The 17,360-nt window shown below is 38.7% G+C and carries 16 protein-coding genes; 10 read left to right on the top strand and 6 right to left on the bottom strand.

Going from position 1 to position 17,360, the window contains the following annotated elements; translation table 11 throughout:
- Positions 1 to 15: 15 nt before the first annotated feature.
- The 3 genes from ACE1EF_RS08255 to ACE1EF_RS08245 are packed head-to-tail and all read left to right on the top strand — an operon-like array spanning position 16 to position 2,589.
- Positions 16 to 699 (top strand): ABC transporter ATP-binding protein, encoded by a 684-nt coding sequence (locus ACE1EF_RS08255; RefSeq protein ID WP_375720170.1) that lies wholly within the window; start codon positions 16 to 18, stop codon positions 697 to 699.
- 28 nt (positions 700 to 727) lie between these two features.
- A complete protein-coding gene (locus ACE1EF_RS08250) occupies positions 728 to 1,387 on the top strand; it encodes a CAP domain-containing protein (RefSeq protein ID WP_375720169.1) in 660 nt (219 codons plus the stop codon).
- A 14-nt stretch (positions 1,388 to 1,401) separates the two neighbouring features.
- Positions 1,402 to 2,589 (top strand): hypothetical protein, encoded by a 1,188-nt coding sequence (locus ACE1EF_RS08245; RefSeq protein ID WP_375720168.1) that lies wholly within the window; start codon positions 1,402 to 1,404, stop codon positions 2,587 to 2,589.
- 2 nt (positions 2,590 to 2,591) lie between these two features.
- Here the strand turns inward: ACE1EF_RS08245 and lipA are convergent, their stop codons facing one another.
- Positions 2,592 to 3,449, bottom strand: a complete 858-nt coding sequence (lipA, locus tag ACE1EF_RS08240; protein ID WP_375720167.1) for a lipoyl synthase — start codon at positions 3,447 to 3,449, stop codon at positions 2,592 to 2,594.
- 108 nt (positions 3,450 to 3,557) lie between these two features.
- Between lipA and ACE1EF_RS08235 the strand changes: the two genes are divergently transcribed.
- The 4 genes from ACE1EF_RS08235 (at position 3,558) to ACE1EF_RS08220 (ending at position 7,815) form a co-directional block, all read left to right on the top strand.
- On the top strand, positions 3,558 to 4,208 hold the full coding sequence (locus tag ACE1EF_RS08235; RefSeq protein WP_375720166.1) for an FAD-binding oxidoreductase: 651 nt from the start codon (positions 3,558 to 3,560) through the stop codon (positions 4,206 to 4,208).
- Between the two features lie 92 nt (positions 4,209 to 4,300).
- Entirely contained in the window at positions 4,301 to 5,644 is a 1,344-nt protein-coding gene (gene miaB / locus ACE1EF_RS08230; protein WP_375720165.1) for a tRNA (N6-isopentenyl adenosine(37)-C2)-methylthiotransferase MiaB, read from the top strand.
- 24 nt (positions 5,645 to 5,668) lie between these two features.
- Positions 5,669 to 6,946 carry a tRNA (N(6)-L-threonylcarbamoyladenosine(37)-C(2))-methylthiotransferase MtaB gene (mtaB, locus tag ACE1EF_RS08225; protein ID WP_375720164.1) on the top strand — a complete coding sequence of 426 codons (1,278 nt, stop codon included), beginning with the start codon at positions 5,669 to 5,671 and terminating at the stop codon, positions 6,944 to 6,946.
- A gap of 59 nt (positions 6,947 to 7,005) precedes the next feature.
- Complete coding sequence (locus ACE1EF_RS08220; RefSeq protein WP_375720163.1) at positions 7,006 to 7,815, top strand: hypothetical protein; 810 nt, start codon at positions 7,006 to 7,008, stop codon at positions 7,813 to 7,815.
- Positions 7,816 to 7,994: 179 nt separating this feature from the next.
- On the opposite strand, the gene ACE1EF_RS08215 is transcribed toward ACE1EF_RS08220, so the two are convergent.
- Positions 7,995 to 8,666 (bottom strand): B3/B4 domain-containing protein, encoded by a 672-nt coding sequence (locus ACE1EF_RS08215; protein WP_375720162.1) that lies wholly within the window; start codon positions 8,664 to 8,666, stop codon positions 7,995 to 7,997.
- 141 nt (positions 8,667 to 8,807) lie between these two features.
- Between ACE1EF_RS08215 and ACE1EF_RS08210 the strand changes: the two genes are divergently transcribed.
- The 3 genes from ACE1EF_RS08210 to ACE1EF_RS08200 are packed head-to-tail and all read left to right on the top strand — an operon-like array spanning position 8,808 to position 11,588.
- A complete protein-coding gene (locus ACE1EF_RS08210) occupies positions 8,808 to 10,166 on the top strand; it encodes a S41 family peptidase (RefSeq protein WP_375720161.1) in 1,359 nt (452 codons plus the stop codon).
- Between the two features lies 1 nt (position 10,167).
- Positions 10,168 to 10,866: a hypothetical protein gene (locus tag ACE1EF_RS08205; RefSeq protein WP_375720160.1), complete on the top strand. Its 699-nt coding sequence runs from the start codon at positions 10,168 to 10,170 to the stop codon at positions 10,864 to 10,866.
- A 32-nt stretch (positions 10,867 to 10,898) separates the two neighbouring features.
- The gene (locus ACE1EF_RS08200) at positions 10,899 to 11,588 is read left to right on the top strand and encodes a hypothetical protein (RefSeq protein WP_375720159.1); all 690 of its coding nucleotides are present in this window, start codon (positions 10,899 to 10,901) and stop codon (positions 11,586 to 11,588) included.
- Here the strand turns inward: ACE1EF_RS08200 and ACE1EF_RS08195 are convergent.
- From ACE1EF_RS08195 to ACE1EF_RS08180, 4 genes are all read right to left on the bottom strand, one after another.
- On the bottom strand, positions 11,581 to 13,260 hold the full coding sequence (locus tag ACE1EF_RS08195; protein WP_375720158.1) for a thiol protease/hemagglutinin PrtT: 1,680 nt from the start codon (positions 13,258 to 13,260) through the stop codon (positions 11,581 to 11,583). The two genes, ACE1EF_RS08200 and ACE1EF_RS08195, sit on opposite strands and share 8 nt — an antisense overlap.
- A gap of 105 nt (positions 13,261 to 13,365) precedes the next feature.
- Positions 13,366 to 14,895: a hypothetical protein gene (locus ACE1EF_RS08190; RefSeq protein ID WP_375720157.1), complete on the bottom strand. Its 1,530-nt coding sequence runs from the start codon at positions 14,893 to 14,895 to the stop codon at positions 13,366 to 13,368.
- 45 nt (positions 14,896 to 14,940) lie between these two features.
- Positions 14,941 to 15,858, bottom strand: a complete 918-nt coding sequence (locus ACE1EF_RS08185; protein ID WP_375720156.1) for a hypothetical protein — start codon at positions 15,856 to 15,858, stop codon at positions 14,941 to 14,943.
- Positions 15,859 to 15,906: 48 nt separating this feature from the next.
- Positions 15,907 to 17,349: a RagB/SusD family nutrient uptake outer membrane protein gene (locus ACE1EF_RS08180; RefSeq protein WP_375720155.1), complete on the bottom strand. Its 1,443-nt coding sequence runs from the start codon at positions 17,347 to 17,349 to the stop codon at positions 15,907 to 15,909.
- Positions 17,350 to 17,360: the final 11 nt, after the last annotated feature.

Here is a 17,360-nt window from a genome sequence, read left to right as displayed (position 1 = left end):
TTTAAATCACTGGTCATGAAAGTAATTGAAGTAAAGAAACTCGAAAAAATATACAATGATTCAGAAATCAAGGTTCACGCCGTACGAGGTGTCGACCTTGAGATTGAGGAAGGTGAATTTACAGCGATCGTCGGGCCCTCCGGATCCGGAAAAACCACTTTTCTGAACATGCTGGGAGGGCTTGACAAACCCACAAGCGGTAATATCAGAATTGGCGGTACTGATATTGGAAGTCTGTCACCATCGCAAATGGTGGATTTCAGGTTACGTAATATTGGCTTTGTGTTCCAGGCATACAATCTTATTCCGGTTCTGACCGCAAAAGAAAATACCGAATTTGTCATGCATCTGCAAAAGAAACCCAAAGAGGAACGTGACAAAAGAGTACAGGAACTGCTTTCAGCCGTTGGCCTCGGTGATCGCCTGGATAGCAGACCGAATAAGCTGTCCGGTGGTCAGCAACAACGTGTAGCCGTCGCCAGAGCCCTGGCTTCAAAACCCAAATTTGTACTTGCGGATGAACCAACAGCGAACCTCGATTCAGAATCCACCAGAAATTTACTGGAAATCATGGAAAAGTTAAATAAAGATGAAAATATAACGTTTATATTCAGTACACACGACCAGCGTGTGGTTGACAAAGCCCGGCGTGTTATTGTTCTGGACGACGGGAAGATTGTAAGCGATGAAAAAAAGTAGAAGTAACATAACAAAAACCCTAATCATTATGATGTCAATTTTAATGCCTTCCGATTCATTTTTTGCACAGGTTAACTCCAGGGCAACCTGGGATATCAAAAAGCTGAACACAGCTGAACCGGCAAAATACTTATCGGAGCTCGAAAAAGAAGTGATCCTTGAAATTAACATGGTAAGGACCCACCCAAAGAAGTACGCAGAAATATATGTAAAGCCGTTATTACAGTTTTACGAAGGTCTCTACTTCAGGTATCCCGGACAGGTTCCGGTCATAACAGCCGAAGGAAAATCCGCCCTGCTGGACTGTGTGGACGCATTGAATGAAGCGGATTCCGTTGATGTTCTTTATCCTTCAAAAGGACTTACACGATCCTCGCAGGACCTGATGCGCGATCAGGGGAAATCCGGCAAGGTAGGCCATACCGGCGGGGATGGCACAAATCCGTTTGAACGAATGAAACGCTATGGTGAATGGCAGAAAACAGCAGCAGAAAATGTGGATTATGGCAACAACACGGCAAGATGGATCGTCCTCTCCCTGCTTATTGATGATGGTGTTCCGGGTCGGGGTCACCGAAAAAACATTATGAACGATGCTTTTTCAGCTATTGGAGTGGCTTACGGACCACACCCATATTATGGACATATGTGTGTAATGGATATGGCCGGTGCTTATATGGAAAAATAAAATACCAGGTGTTTGTGAAAACAACGTTCAATAACCGGATTATACCAATAATTGTGCTGATGATCCTGCCATTCAGCATCATTAAAGCACAGCAATTTACAGTAAACGGCTATCTGAAGGATATGCAGACCCTGTGGAAAGTTAAAGACATTCCTTTAATTTCCAACAGCCTGATTCATAACCGGCTGAATTTCAACTATTATGCCAACGAATACCTCACTATCCATGCCGGTATGCGTAACCGTCTTACATGGGGAGACTTCCTTAAACTCGGGGATTCGTACGCCATAGGTTCAGGCTTTAATTATGCCAATATCATGAAAGCTGACAACGGTTATTTCAAAATGTCATGGAATGTTATTGACCAGTCACCTGATTTTATACTAAACACTACACTTGACCGGCTATACCTGGATTACTCCCGGGGGAACTGGCAGGTAACAGTCGGCAGACAGCGTATTAACTGGGGTGTTAACCTGGTATGGAATCCAAACGATATTTTTAATGCCTTTTCGTTTTTCGATTTTGATTATGAAGAGCGGCCGGGCATTGATGCCGTTCGGGTTCAGTACTATACCAGCTATGCTTCTTCAATTGAACTGGTATACCAAATGGAGGAGAATTTCAAAAAAATGTCCATAGCCGGTTTGTACCGGTTCAATGCCTTAAATTACGATTTCCAGATCCTGAGTGGTAAAATGCGACAGGACCTTGTGTTGGGTGGAGGCTGGTCAGGTGACATCAACGGTGCAGGTTTTCGTGGCGAAGGAACTTTTTTTTACACTCCGGACTCTGCAGGATCTGCAGCACAACAGTTTGTAGGATCAATAAGCCTGGACTATATGTTTTCGAACAGTCTCTATGTACACACCGCACTGTTATACAATTCCAAAGGCAGGACGGGCTCTTTTGGGGATATAAACTATCTACTGAATACGGATTTATCACCGAAAACATTATCCTTTGCGCGCTGGTCTCTTTTCGGACAGGTCAGCTATCCCCTATCGCCTATTGTTAATGCAGATTTGTCCGGGATGATCAATCCCATTGATGGTTCATTCTTCCTTAGCCCCTCCGTAACATGGAACATGGCACAGAATGTTGATTTTTCCTTTATCGGACAGCTATTTGACGGCGCATCAGATGCCGAATTCGGTAATATCGGACACTTGGTTAATATTCGCTTTAAATACAGCTTCTGATTTTATAAAACATGCTTTTCTGCATGATAGGAAGAGCGCACCAGCGGTCCGCTTTCCACGTGTCTGAAACCCATTGCCAGGCCAACTTCTTCATAGTGTTTAAATACCTCAGGTGTTACATATTCCACCAGCTTGGTATTCCTTTCCGATGGCGGCAGATACTGTCCGATTGTCACAACGTTAACACCAGACTCCCGCATGTCATGCAATGCCTGCATAACCTCTTCCTCGGTCTCACCAAGCCCTAGCATCAGGCCTGATTTTGCAATTAATCCCGAATCAGCGATATACCGCAATACGCGCAGACTCCTTTCGTAGGTAGCTTTGCTTCTGATGTGCGGAGAAATACGTTCAACAGTTTCTATATTATGGGATATAACTTCCGGTTTTTCTTTGATCACAATATCAAGCAATTCCGGTTTGGCATCAAAATCGGGAATGAGAACCTCCATGGTTAAACCAGGATTATGATGTTTCACTGCACGGATAGTCTGTGCCCAGAACTCTGCGCCACCATCCTTCAGATCATCCCGAGCTACGGAAGTAATAACAGCATGCTTCAGTTTTAGGGTCTGAATACTTTTTGCCAGACGCAATGGCTCAGCCCAGTCCACCTCATCCGGTTTTTGCAGGTCCACATAACAAAACCGGCAATTCCTGGTACATTTATCACCAAGAATCATGAATGTAGCAGTTCCTGCATTCCAGCATTCACCTTTATTGGGACAATTACCACTGGTACAGATGGTATGTAAATCATGTTCGCGAATCAGGTTTTTTACCTGAGAATAATTTGTCCCTTTGGGCATAGGCACCTTCATCCATCTTGGAAGGCGTATTGTATCGTTTTTTAAGCTCATCTCTGTTTTCTAAAACTGGTTTAAAATGCTACTCAACTTGCATTTATGAGTCTGAACAATTACTTTTGCCAAATGTTTAGATGTAGTCTAAATAATAATTAAAAACAGATGAACAAAGGGAGTTTGCATAACGTAATTGAAGTAAGGGAAATTACTGATACTGTTTATGTTTTAAGGGTTGAACGGAACGGATTTACATTTCAGTCCGGACAATATCTGGCTTTAGGCAAAAAAGACGACATTCAGAAAAGAGAATACTCAATCTACAGTGGTGAAAATGATGAATACCTTGAAGTTCTGGTCAAAGAAGTTCTCGAAGGCGATGTGTCAAAAAAACTACATCGCTTAAAGCCCGGAGATGAGGTGGAGATAGAGGGACCATATGGACATTTCATTTTGAATGGCACTCCCCGGGACAAAAAAATAATTTTTATTGCATCGGGAACCGGCATTTCACCGTGCCACAGTCTAATAAGGAGCAATCCCAAACTGGATTACATGGTATTGCATGGCGTAAAATACAGTTTTGAGTCGTTCGACCGGCATGCTTATCATCCTTACCGCTATATACAATGTACATCAAGGGAATCTGAAGGGGACTTTTACGGTCGGGTAACAGATTACCTCAGCAGACATGGTGCAGATAAAAACTCTGAATACTTTTTATGTGGCAATTCAAATATGATTTACGACGTATTTGATATCCTTAAAGATAAGGGCGTAAGCCAGGAACAGATTCACACAGAAGTGTATTTTTGATCTGAGGTGACGGATAACACTTTTTTAATTTATCATAGAAAACAAACACCAATAATTTCGTCTGTGTCTTTTACAGATTATTTTAACGTATAATGAAATTTCATTTAGAAACGCTGGGTTGTCAGATGAACCTTTCCGATGGTGAAAGGGTCACGGCAGTATTTGAGGAGATGGGCTATCAATGGACGGATAAGGAAGAGGATGCCCAGGTAATAGGAATTCTGGCCTGTTCTGTCAGACAAAAAGCAATTGACAAGGTCTATTCAAGGATACATAAATGGAACAAGTGGAAGAACCACAAAAACCTGATCACTTTTATATCAGGCTGTATACTTCCTTCTGACAAGGAGAAATTCCTGAATCTTTTCGATATTGTCTTCCAGATGAGTGAGCTTCCAAAGCTTCCTGAAATTATTTCACAATATGGAATTGTTACACCTGCAAGTTTAAATACAAACTTTGCATTCAAAGTCAATAACAATCTCTCCACATTCTGGCATATCGAACCGAACTATAAGTCTGCATATGAAGCCTTTGTACCGATTCAGAATGGCTGCGACAAGTTTTGTACTTTCTGTGCTGTACCATATACACGGGGACGGGAGGTATCCAGACCATCGCAGGAAATACTCGATGAAGTAAAATATTTAATAGACCATAATTACAAATCGATCACAATTCTGGGACAGAATGTCAATTCATATGGTCTTGACAAAAAAGGAGATGAATTGTCCTTTGCTCAGCTTCTGGAAGAAATTGGTAAAATGGGAGATGCATCCGGCAAAAAATTCTGGGTCTATTTTACATCTCCGCATCCAAGGGATATGCAAGCTGATGTTTTTCATGTTATGGCCAGATATAAGTGTCTTGCCAAACAGGTACATTTACCGGTCCAGTCAGGCGATGACAAGGTTTTAATTAAAATGAACCGAAAGCACAGTGTGGAAGAATACAGGAAACTGGTGAATGAAATAAAAAAGGTTATCCCGCAGGCAACATTATTTACGGATATTATCGTTGGCTTTACGGGTGAAACAGATGAACAGTTTGAAAACACCCGTGCAATTCTTAAAGAATTTCAATATAACATGGCTTATATTGCCATGTATTCACCGCGTCCGGGAGCTGTTAGCTCCAGATGGCAGGACGACATCCCGCTTGATATAAAAAAACAAAGACTTCATCAGTTATCTGAAGATTTGAAACAGGTAAGTGAAACGTACAATAAATCGCTTGAAGGTAAATCTGTTGATGTTCTGATTACCGGAAAACATCGCAGGGAGGGATACATGACCGGACTGACAGAGGGAAAAATCAATGTCCAGATAAAAGAAGATGATCCGGGAATGATCGGTTCTATCGTTACCGTTAAAGTAACATCTTCCAGGGCTTTCTCAATTGAAGGAGAACTAATAAATGCACTTATTGCCGGATAGGACATCCGGATCAAACCAAACACAATGCAGAAGAAAGTAGCATTCAAAACACTTGGATGCCGTCTGAATCAGTATGAAACAGAAGCACTGGCCACGGCATTCAATGAAAAAGGATATGAGGTGGTTGATTTTAATCATGCTGCAGATGCCTATGTCATCAATACATGTACTGTAACAGGGCAGAGTGACCAGAAATCAGGCTATTACATTAATCGTGCAGGCAAACACAAAAATAAGCCTGTACTGGTAGTAACCGGATGTATGGTCAATAATCATGAAGAACGCTTAAAAGAGAAAGATGTAATTTCATACCTGGTTAAAAATGAAAATAAAACCAGCATTCCCAATTTGCTTGATGCACATTTCAGAGGTGAAATCTTTCCTGAGCAATACCTGAAACCGGATACCTTTTCATATGGTTCAGCCCAACAGATGTTTCACACCAGAAGCATGATTAAAATACAGGATGGATGTGACAACATGTGTACCTTTTGTATCATTCCTGCGGTAAGAGGAAGAGCTGTAAGCCGCGCACCTGAAAAAGTTATTGATAACATCAGACAAAATCTGGAAAACGGGTTTAAAGAAATTGTGCTGACCGGCGTCAATATTGGCCGATATTCATATGAAGGAAATACCTTTGAAGATCTGATCGAAAAAATTCTGGATATGCCGGAAGACTTTCGACTCAGAATTTCATCACTGGAACCGGATGGCTTTACAGAACGGTTTGCTAATCTGTTCCAGCACGAAAAACTGATGCCCCACCTCCATCTCTGCTTACAAAGTGGCTCAGATAAGGTTTTACTCAGGATGCGCAGAATGTACGATATATCCACATATATGAGAGTGATAGAATCGTTTAAAACAAAATATCCGGATTTCAATTTCACGACAGATATCATCGTTGGCTTTCCAGGCGAAAATGAGGAAGATTTTCAAAAAACAGTCGCCGTAGCCCGTCAGGCAGAATTTAGTCATATTCACACCTTTAAATACAGCCGGCGGACCGGAACCCGTGCGGATCGCATGGAGGATCATGTTAACGAAAAATTAAAAGAAGAACGCAGTAAGATTATTCGTGACTTATCCGATGAAAACAAATTGAATTACCTGAAACGTTTTATCGGCAAAACAGAAAAAGTTTTAACAGAGACAAGCTCAAATAAAGGATTTAATGGATACGGAGAGCATTACATTCCTGTTATCAGTGCACGGGCAACTCAAAAAAACCAGATCATTGATACTAAATTAAAAACTCTGATCTCCATAAACGGCGAACCTTTTCTGACAGACCACTAGTTTTATTGTAAATTATTTATTAATTTTGTTTAAATTAATATCAATAAATACGTCGTGTCATGAAAAAATTAACATTACTTTTATTGTTAGCGCTTATCATAGCATCCTGTACTAAAAAGGAAGATGCTTTGGTTCTGCCACCGGAAAATAGTATGGAAATGGATTTCAGTTCATTTACATCAACAAAATCAGCAGAAATAACAGAAGGAACAATTATAAATCATGCATATGCCGGATTAAACATTGCATTCTGGAACACCGTTCTTTATGTAAATCTTGCCGTGCCGGTCGCGTCTTTCAAAACTGCATTCAGCCATATTCCAGTCAAAACAGGTGAAAAAATGTGGGAATGGACTTACACTGTTGAAGGCTTCAGCGGAGCGTATACCGCAAGGTTAACAGGAGAAATTATAACGGATTCCGTGGAGTGGAAAATGTATATTACAAAAACAGGAATCGGTGCATTTAATGAATTTATGTGGTACAGCGGAAAATCGGCAACAGACAGAAGCGGCGGCTATTGGGTTTTAAACCGGAATAATGAATTCCCTGAAAAGATGCTGCGTATTGACTGGAAATACGAAGACGATGAGGTTGGTGACATACAGTTCACCATTGTACGCGAATTAAATGATGAAAGACAACCGGAAAAGAATTCAGGAGCATATATACACCATGGCCGAACACAGGAATACTACAACGCCTATTATGACATCCATATTTTTAATGATCAGGTATCAGATTTTGTAGATGTCAACATTCGGTGGAATCGTTCCGTATTTGATGGTCAGGTAAAATCACCATCATTCTTTAACGATGAAGACTGGCATTGCTGGAATAGTGACGGATACGATCAGGACTGCAATTAAGCATTATGAATAAAAATAAAAACGCCATCACTTACTGGTGGCGCTTTTATTACATTTAAGTATAGGGTATCTGGTGTTAATTGATATTCCAAACTTACAACCTTTTTTTATATTATTTTTCACGGAAAACCATAAAAGTGAACATACCTGTTTTCCGTTATTTCTTCAGTTAGAAAGCTTTAACGGTTTACCGTTATAAAGTATATTTCAGCAGATACGTATTTTTCCAGAAGTGATACTGATAAGTCTACAGCATTCTTTAACTTCTCAGAATCCCCGTCAAATGCATTAATGTTCATGAGCAAATACCTTGAATCAATCCTGATTCTGGTTCTCATCTCATCACTGGTAGGTGTTCCTATTCCACCAAGTTCATCTCTTAATACCGGTAAACCTTCAATATTAAGTTCTCCCCTACCAATTCCCTCATACTTTTCATTCGGCATACCGATACCGTATTGCAGTTTACCAGCAACAGAATCATAATCAAAACCACCAATTGAATAGCCTGTTTTGAGGGAAACCATATTGATAAGGTCCACCAGTGTTGAAATCTGATAAAGGTCCTTTCCCTGTAGAATCCGGCGATGCAACTGTTCAGCAGATGGCCGGTATCTGTTGGGATCTTTGCCGCATGCTTTGTAAGCAAAACGTGTAGCATGAATTGACGGTATATTCTTCACATCCTCTATTCTTAGTCTTGTTCTCAACTCAGAAGCATAATCCTGTATTTCGTTCCACAGTTCGGGATTAAACTCCGTGTTTTTTACGGCACATACGATATCACCCAACATCAAATCAGGAACAGCATTCCGTATTTCTTTTGCGAATTCTATAACCGGTTCTTGCATGAAAAGAACTTATTTTAAGATTATTGTGACAAATTTAACCATCCTTATAAATCTTACAAACAGGCATGACTTTTGCTTCACCTTATTTAACTTCGTTAATTGCATTTTTTTTGTAATTTAGTTCGCGAAAAATTTTAAATCATGAAAATTAAATATTTTATAATACCTGTTTTATCATTATTATTTGTGGCAACCTCGTGTAATAAAAATAAACTTGACGAAAAGGTAGCCTCTGTAAATGAATGGATATGGCAAGAAATGAACACATGGTATCTGTGGACCAGTAATATGCCCTCCTATGAAAGAACAGATATTGATCCCACTACCTATTTCAATTCGCTCTTATATACAGCAAAAGATAAATGGAGTTTTATCACAGATAATTACCGGGAGCTTATAAATAGTTTTCAGGGGAGAGAAAAAGCAATGGGCTATTCTCTTGCTCTTTATTACAAGGATGCTGAACAGAAAGATGTTGTTGGATATGTAGAATTTGTATATCCTAATACTCCTGCAGCAAGTGCAGGTATAAAAAGGGGTGATATTATCGGAAGTGTGAACGGACAGGTATTAAACAATGATAACTATATCGATTTATTATTCTACACGGATAATCAAACCTTAGGATATTTGGATTACACAGGTACGGGATATACAAATTCCGAAAAAACAATAAGTGTTAGTTCTCAGTATATTGATGAAAATCCGGTAGTCAAAGATACCATATATACGTTTTCAGGTAAATCAATAGGTTATCTTGCTTATGTAGGTTTTATTAGTAATTTCAACGATAAGCTGGATGAAGTCTTCACCAAATTCAAAGAGAATAATGTTAAGGAATTAATTCTGGATTTACGCTACAATCCCGGAGGAGATCTTGGTGCAGCAAATTATTTATGCAGTAGTATTGTTCCTGAATCTGATGTCACAAGTAGTAAAAGACTCGTTAATTTTAACTGGAATAGCTATGTGCAGCAGGCATACACAGATTTAGAAGCAGATTATAACTTATACATCAACTTCATCAATGACACAAAAATCAATATGAACCTTCCCCGGATATATATTCTGACGACCCGGGGCACAGCATCAGCCAGCGAGCTAACCATTACCGGACTGGAACCATATATGGATGTTATAACAATTGGTGAGAGTACACATGGTAAATATGCAGCTTCTATAACTATTCCTGATGATGACTCAATCTGGGCACTGCAACCTATAGTATTAAAATACTCAAATGCAGATGGTTTGACAGATTTTGAAGATGGACTTTCGCCGGATTATGAGATTAAAGATTACATTGAGTATCCTTTAGGAGACACCAGGGATCAGATGATTGCCAAAGCTGTAAGTCTAATTACCGGTGAACCCTTAACAGAGACAAAAAGTAAAAATCTGAGACCTCATACAGGTGTATACTTTAAAAGTGCAGGAAGAAACCCACAGATAACCGATGGACTACTTAATATTGGAAAAACTAATATAAAATTTGAATAATATGAAAAAGCAGGTTATAATTTCAGCAATGCTCTTAATAGCTACGGTTTCCTTAACAGCCCAAAAATTAAATAACGCGCCTAACTCAAACTGGCCTTATCTGTTCAATGATTTTTCTGAATGTATTATTGCACATAAGGATAGTAATATCAGTAAAGTAAATGCAAATTACAATTTACTAAGTGAAGAGTTGCAATTTATGGACAAAGACCAGATTAAAACGCTATCAAATCCTGATGATATTTTACATGTCAGATTTCAATCATACACATTAATTCCGGATGATAAAAGATTTCTGATCGTAATTGGTGATGCTAATTCGGATTTTAAAATTTTGAAAAAAGAAAAGGGTAATTTTAATGATATTATGGAGAGTAAAGGTGCATACGGTTCATCAACAACAACAGCTTCGGTAAAACAACAAACCGACTTAAATATCGGAGGCGTTAACAACATGAATATGCAACAACTGACACTTGACAGAGATAAAGGAAAAACATTCCGGGTAAATGAGCAGTATTATTTCAAACAGGCAAATGATTCTGAACTCACTCCATTAAAAAAGAAAAATATCTTAAAGGCATTCAGTAAAAATAAAGGTGAGATATCGGCATATTTAAAATCAGAAAAAATAAGTCTGAAAGATGATACTGATTTAAAGCGATTTAGCAAATTCATCAATACCATGGTAAAGGACTAGCAAATTAGAAAGATTAAACAACTGGTATAAAGATGCATATAAGAATCGATCTGACTCTTGTGTTAATCTTATTTTCATTAAGTATTGCTGGTCAGGAACTAAATAAAAAACCAGACACGGGCTGGCCATTTCTTTTTGAAGAATTCAGCGAATGTTCTGTATTATCAACTTTTGCAGGAACCAATAAGATCACAGCAAACTTCAACCTTCTTAATGGTGAAATCCAGTTTCTTAACAACGAAAATCTTCTTACGCTAGTCAATAAAAAAAGTATTGTAAAAGTGTCATTTAAAAAATACACTTTTGTTCCTTTTAATGAAGCATATTATATGCAGCTAAACCGGCATAATAAGTTTAACCTCTATAAAAAAATCTACGGAAACAGTTTTGATATATCTGAATCAGCAAATGATTATGGCAAACCAGGATCATCCGCTTCTAAACAAAATACATCGGGTATAAATATTGTACAGGGAAGAAATAATTCCTATACCACATTTGATAATGATGAAAATGGAAAAGCTTTTCGCATATTGAAAAGATTCTATTTTACCGGTCCGGAAAACAGTAAGTCACTGATACCATTAAATAAACGGGCTTTAAACAGATATTTGAGAGACAACAAAAAAACAGTAGCAGTTTATATTAAAAATAATAAGATCCGGTTCAAAAATGAACCGGATCTTATTAAACTATTCAGTTTTATCAATTCTCTTAATTAATAAGTATTTTTTTAAACAGTGGCTTACCGTTATCAGAAGCTATTTTTAGAATATATAAACCCCTGGAGCCGGAACCAACATCTACAGTTCCTCTTCCTGTAATTTCTTCAGAACGAATCATCTTCCCATTTAAATCAAAGATATCAAGTTTAACATGACCTGTATTATCCTGGTTCTCAACAACAATACTCTTAAGAACACTACTGTAATAAACGTTCACATCATCTGAAGGGATTTTTTGAATTGGTGTTGCAGTATTGGATGCAGGAAGAACCTTAATAATAAACTCCTTGGAATAGGTGTACTGTTGCAGATCCTTTACATGAATATTCAGAATATATTCATTCTTAACAGATGCATCAAACTCCTGTTTGGTTTTAAGACTATCATTTTCAATGTAAAAAGCGGCTTCTTTGACCCCGGATGGAAATTTAGGTCCTCCATCAAGGGTATAGGTAAACAAATCAATAGAAGAATTATCCTTAACTGTCACTTTTCCAACAAAACTTCCAACGGGTAAGCCCTCATCAACTTCACTTGATGATAACGTAATATCCGTAGGTCCATAATACGTTTCGGCAATTCCAACGATTAAATCCTGATTTACATTAAACTTATACGTACCCGGGTTTATGTTTTCAATTGAATAATAACCGTTATATCTTCCGCTCCATCCCCAGTTAAAATGAAAGTAATCATTGATATCATATCCATCTATATTGAAACAATGCCCTGCCTCACCTGTCCCGGGATCACCGGCATAGACAAGTACATGCCCCTTATCCAGTTCCGATTTGATAAGATCTTTCCATTCATTATCATCATCAAAACGTTCATAATACTTAACATCCCCGGAGTAACCAAAATGTTCCTTTAGCGCACTAACAATCCTGTTTGAGTATGAACCGGATCCATCGGGACCAAAATCCATGCTTACAGCCACAGCGCAGTAATAAAGTAATCTCTGATTTTCAGCGTTAGCGGAAGTTTTTGACATCGCGTCCCAGTCAAATGGATCCTTCGTTGCATAATTCAGATATATCGATCCATATTTATCGTGTGTATACCTGTGTTCACCGGCCAAAGGGGCATCCAGTTTCACACTGTACATGGCCTGTGCCATGGCAACAGCCACACACCCTACATAAGCGTGTCCACCAGGTCCCTCATCATCTTTCGGACATAAAGCATTCCAACCACTTCCCTGATCCCATTTTATATCCAGTATTGGGGAAACAGCAGTTTGAACAGATTTCAAACGGGTTGTTGAATAACCATCATGCTGTAATTTATCCCATTCAGCGTTTTTAGGTTTGCTGTTATCCCGAATTACAGAAGTAATCTGACCTTTATATTCATTCATCCAGTATTTAACTTCCGGAGACAGGTTATCAGACAAATTAAACGTTCCTTCATCAGAATATGCCAAAACCGGTTTTACTCTGTCGTCTGCGGCAATAACAATCCATCCTTCCGGCGCCAGATTAATAACATATTGTGTAGCACTGTTTTCATTTGTTATTTCATAAATACGCTCAACCTGGAAGTTTGAACCAAACTTTCCGGTCATGTACTTCATGGCTACATCAGATGCAACTTCCCTGTTTACCTTCGCTGAAAATGCGGAGATAAGCACTAACAATCCTGATAATATTAAATATACTCGCTTCATATCTGACATACAATTCTTTCTAACAACAATATACAAAAAGTTGTTCAAATAATAAGGGACCCAGAAATTAATCAGGGTCCCTTTAATATTAATTAATAAATTTTACTACTGTTTTGTCCATGTGGATGAAAGCATTGCTTTAAACCATCCACCTGCTGCATAATCATAAGCTCCGATAGGCATTGATGTATTTCCGGAAGCATCAACAAAACCAACAGACATACCATCTCCGAATGGATTTGCAAATACGACATCTGATCCGGCTCCATTAACTTCCCCAAGACTCTCCTCGTCCATTACAGTCAGTGTTGAGAAATCCGAGTTAAATGTACCAACAATTGTATCGGTTGATCCGAATAAACCTGTTATCAGTACCTGACCAGCATTTACAAGATCAATCTCAATTTTTACATCGTATTCCTCAGCAGCGTCAGAGAAATATTCTGTACCTGAAACTTTATAAGAACCCGCTAGAACATTAATGTCCCTGCCATAAGATACCAACCAGTGTCCACCAAAATCACTTCCGCTTTCAAATGCTGCATTTGGATTTCCATACATATCCTGAACAACACCTTCTTCCATATTAACAGACACCCAGTCGCCATATTCAGCTGCTTCAGTCAGACTAATGAAAAGGGTATCACCATCAACGGCCAGATAATCCGCAGGAATTTCGAGATTTACAGATTTACCTTCTCTCCAGAACGTAACATTTACCATTCCTGCTTCATAGTCTTCACTAAGAGAAACTTCAAACGGGAATACATACATTATATCGAAACCGTTATCTGTAACTGCTGTACCTGTTTCCGGAATAAAACCGCCGTTACCCATATCGAAAGGAACATGCTGAACTCTCCAGTATAAACCGGCCAGTTCTCCATCAATAACGCCGCTTACCCTGGCATCAACCATATTGGGTGATCCTGCAAGAAAATCGGATACCGCTCCAGCTTCCCATGAAAGGAAAACATATTCACCATCATAAGGCGTTCTGCTTTGAGATACAGTAACAACGTCACCATCAACGGAAATATCTTCAGGCATCACTGTAACCACTGTATCGTCATAGTAATATGTGAAACTGAATTTTGAAGCATCAACCAGCTGCACAGGTTCTGAGAATGTAAGATCAACAGAAAATGAATTTTCCTGACTTGCAGTAGATGATCTTGATGGAGAAACAGAAACAAGTACAGGTTTGTAATTATCATCTGTTAATACTTCCAGCCTTTTCACATCACTAACAACACCATCGGCATTTGATGAAACTGCGTACACCAAATATGGTGTATTTTGTTCTAGACCACTCATAAAAGTGTATTCCACTGTCTGAGAAGCAGCCACTTTTACATTAATTTCCTCCAGACCTGAAGAATTACCAACCAGTAAATCAGTTCCGTCAGGGGTAGTCATTGCTGTATCAGCGGTTATCAAAAATGTGAGATAGCCAGCAGCACTCGACTGCATTGTAACTGATACACTAGAGTCCATTACTGAAACCAGGTTCAGTGATAATGATGGAGCTGGCGTAACAGATATGCTATCATATTGTTCCCAGTTCTCACATCCGGTAAATAAAACACCCAGGAAGAGAACTGCCATTATATTTATAAATATTTTTTTCATCATGTTCATTTTTATTGTTTGCATTTTGAATAATAACATAATGTTTTACTATTTCAATGTCAGAATAGCAGTAGGACTGTTGGTTTCAGCATCATCATTCCATGCCCATTGTAATCCAAGACCTTCGTTATTGCCACTTGTAATCATAAATGTAAACTGTTGGCTGAATGTAATAACAACACCAGCATCAGTACTGATAGTTCCTACCAGTTCTTCAACTTCATCCAGTTCACCATTATCATCCTGCCATGCAGTAAAACTGGTTGGACCGTAACCCCAGGAATCCCATTCCTGACCTGTTTTAATTGTAATAGTTGTAAAATCATCACTCACCGTTCCCTGCAATGAATAATCAAAGTCATCTGCAGTTTTTGGAGGTTCTGCCGTTGGTCCGTAAGGAGGGCCGCAAAGACCATAAATCTTAACTAACGATGTTTCCCCTTCAACAGGCACAATTGTAGCTGAAAAACTGTTACTACCATTTGCTGTTTGTGTTACAGCAACATCATAGTCACCTAACATCCAACCCAGTGGGTGGTCGTCATCCCTGATACCTAATTCCAGTACATCGTCTGCACCAAAATTATAACCAAGTGAATTGGAAACAAGATTGATTTTAACTGTTTTCTGTCCGGTAAAAAGATCATTGTCAATGGTCTTGATTTTAATCGTATCATATCCATATCCATCGCTGACAGTTAACTTCTTTGAACTGTTCAGCAGTACAAAATCTTCACCTTCAATAGCCGGATTAGCTACACCAGCAGTATCAAAATCGAACGTTACTTCAATTGATTGTGCGCCTTTAAACGCAGAAACCTTAACAGGAATATTTATTTCGCTGTTAACCTCGCTAACCACTGCAGAAGTCATTGTAAATGCCACAAATGCATCTCCCTGACTAATCTCCGCCGGTTGATTAAGGTTTTCACAGGCAGATAAAAGAACAATGCCTGTCAAACTCATTAAAATATATTTTATTAAAGTCTTCATAATCATATCTTAATTTAATTATTAATATCCAGGATTTTGTTCCATATTTTCATTGGCATCAATTTCTCCTAACGGAATAGGTGCTGCCCATTTATAATCCGGGAATGCAACATTTTGGTTGATAGAACCAGCATAATCTGTTCTTTCCAGGCTACGTTCAGTTCTGGCAAGATCAAAAAACTGGTGACCTTCAAAACAAAGCTCCCTTCTTCTTTCAGTATAAATATCAGGTATTGACACTGTTGAAGCCGCTGCTAAGCCGCGATTGGTACGTATCATATTGTAATCATCAACAGCTGTGACACCTGAAACAATTGCTCCTTTCAGAATTGCTTCAGCTCTGATTAAATACATTTCAGACAACCTTAATACAGGAACATTATCTTCTCTGAGGTTTCCGTTTTTACCGGGGTATTTTAAAGACCAGAGGGCGTCACCATAATCAGGGTGAGTTCTAAAAAGATTTCCTCTTACATCACCTTCCTCATATAATGTTACCAGGTCCATAGATGCACCAACGTCACCATATCCATCCGGTGAAAGCATATATGAAATTACATCCCATCCCTCATTACCGGAATTTCCTTCAGAACCGTAAACATCGAAGATTACTTCTCCAGGAACTTTAGCAGCCTCTAAACCAAATACACCACCATTGTCATACGTAGTATATTCAGCAGCAGTGTACATCTGGAATTTTCCACTTTTAATAACTTTAGTGGCATAATTTGCAGCATTCTGCCAGTCTTCCATATAAAGATAAACCCTTGCCAATAATGCCTGTACTGCAGGAAGTGAAACAAATGCTCTCTCATCATTTCCACCATCTCTTACATAAGAAGGAGACATTAACGACTCAGCTTCCAGTAAATCAGAAACAACCTGTGCATACACTTCTTCAACTGTATTTCGTTTCGGCAATCCCATTTCTGTTTTCAAAATCACAGGAACACCTAAGCTTGTTTTACCATAAGCATATGGTTGTGCATAAAGTCTCACCATATCAAAATGTCCGATTGCTCTGATAAACAAGCATTCAGCTTTTACATTATCAATTTCCTGTTGCTCAACCTCAATTTCAGAAAAGCCATCTTCAATTGCATTAATTACATTGTTTGCTCTTGCAATGGCATCGTAAGCAGTTGTCCATAATCCGGGTGCAGTACCTTCATTATAACCCCACTGATATTCAGTTCTGAAACGTCCTGAAGATTTAGGACTGATTTTAGCGTTACCTCCTCTTAAATCAGATGCAAGGATAAAGTTTCTTCCGTACCAAGCAACATCTACAAAAGGAGTATATGCTCCCAATGTTGCCTGATTTAACCCCTTAAATGTAGAAAGGGTAAATTCGTTTGTTTGTTGCAATATCGGTTCTTCTGTAAGGAAGTCTTTGTTACACGAAGTAAATGCAACAGAAAAAAGCAACAAACCAGCTACATATATTAATTTTGTTTTCATCATTCAATATTTTT

It is taken from the genome of Quyinboa sediminis, assembly GCF_042219855.1.
In the GTDB taxonomy this organism is placed as follows: Bacteria; Bacteroidota; Bacteroidia; order Bacteroidales; family UBA5342; genus JBHJHP01.
Note: the sequence above shows the minus strand (reverse complement) of the source record. Positions and strands in the feature narration are given on the sequence as shown.

What these genes read in the sequence shown, in the direction of transcription:
- ACE1EF_RS08255 (WP_375720170.1), top strand. Translation starts at nt 16, where the DNA reads ATGAAAGTAATTGAAGTAAAGAAACTCGAAAAAATATACAATGATTCA.
- ACE1EF_RS08250 (WP_375720169.1), top strand. Translation starts at nt 728, where the DNA reads ATGATGTCAATTTTAATGCCTTCCGATTCATTTTTTGCACAGGTTAAC.
- lipA (WP_375720167.1), bottom strand. Translation starts at nt 3,449, where the DNA reads ATGAGCTTAAAAAACGATACAATACGCCTTCCAAGATGGATGAAGGTG.
- ACE1EF_RS08235 (WP_375720166.1), top strand. Translation starts at nt 3,558, where the DNA reads ATGAACAAAGGGAGTTTGCATAACGTAATTGAAGTAAGGGAAATTACT.
- miaB (WP_375720165.1), top strand. Translation starts at nt 4,301, where the DNA reads ATGAAATTTCATTTAGAAACGCTGGGTTGTCAGATGAACCTTTCCGAT.
- mtaB (WP_375720164.1), top strand. Translation starts at nt 5,669, where the DNA reads ATGCAGAAGAAAGTAGCATTCAAAACACTTGGATGCCGTCTGAATCAG.
- ACE1EF_RS08220 (WP_375720163.1), top strand. Translation starts at nt 7,006, where the DNA reads ATGAAAAAATTAACATTACTTTTATTGTTAGCGCTTATCATAGCATCC.
- ACE1EF_RS08215 (WP_375720162.1), bottom strand. Translation starts at nt 8,666, where the DNA reads ATGCAAGAACCGGTTATAGAATTCGCAAAAGAAATACGGAATGCTGTT.
- ACE1EF_RS08210 (WP_375720161.1), top strand. Translation starts at nt 8,808, where the DNA reads ATGAAAATTAAATATTTTATAATACCTGTTTTATCATTATTATTTGTG.
- ACE1EF_RS08205 (WP_375720160.1), top strand. Translation starts at nt 10,168, where the DNA reads ATGAAAAAGCAGGTTATAATTTCAGCAATGCTCTTAATAGCTACGGTT.
- ACE1EF_RS08200 (WP_375720159.1), top strand. Translation starts at nt 10,899, where the DNA reads ATGCATATAAGAATCGATCTGACTCTTGTGTTAATCTTATTTTCATTA.
- ACE1EF_RS08195 (WP_375720158.1), bottom strand. Translation starts at nt 13,260, where the DNA reads ATGAAGCGAGTATATTTAATATTATCAGGATTGTTAGTGCTTATCTCC.
- ACE1EF_RS08190 (WP_375720157.1), bottom strand. Translation starts at nt 14,895, where the DNA reads ATGATGAAAAAAATATTTATAAATATAATGGCAGTTCTCTTCCTGGGT.
- ACE1EF_RS08185 (WP_375720156.1), bottom strand. Translation starts at nt 15,858, where the DNA reads ATGAGTTTGACAGGCATTGTTCTTTTATCTGCCTGTGAAAACCTTAAT.
- ACE1EF_RS08180 (WP_375720155.1), bottom strand. Translation starts at nt 17,349, where the DNA reads ATGATGAAAACAAAATTAATATATGTAGCTGGTTTGTTGCTTTTTTCT.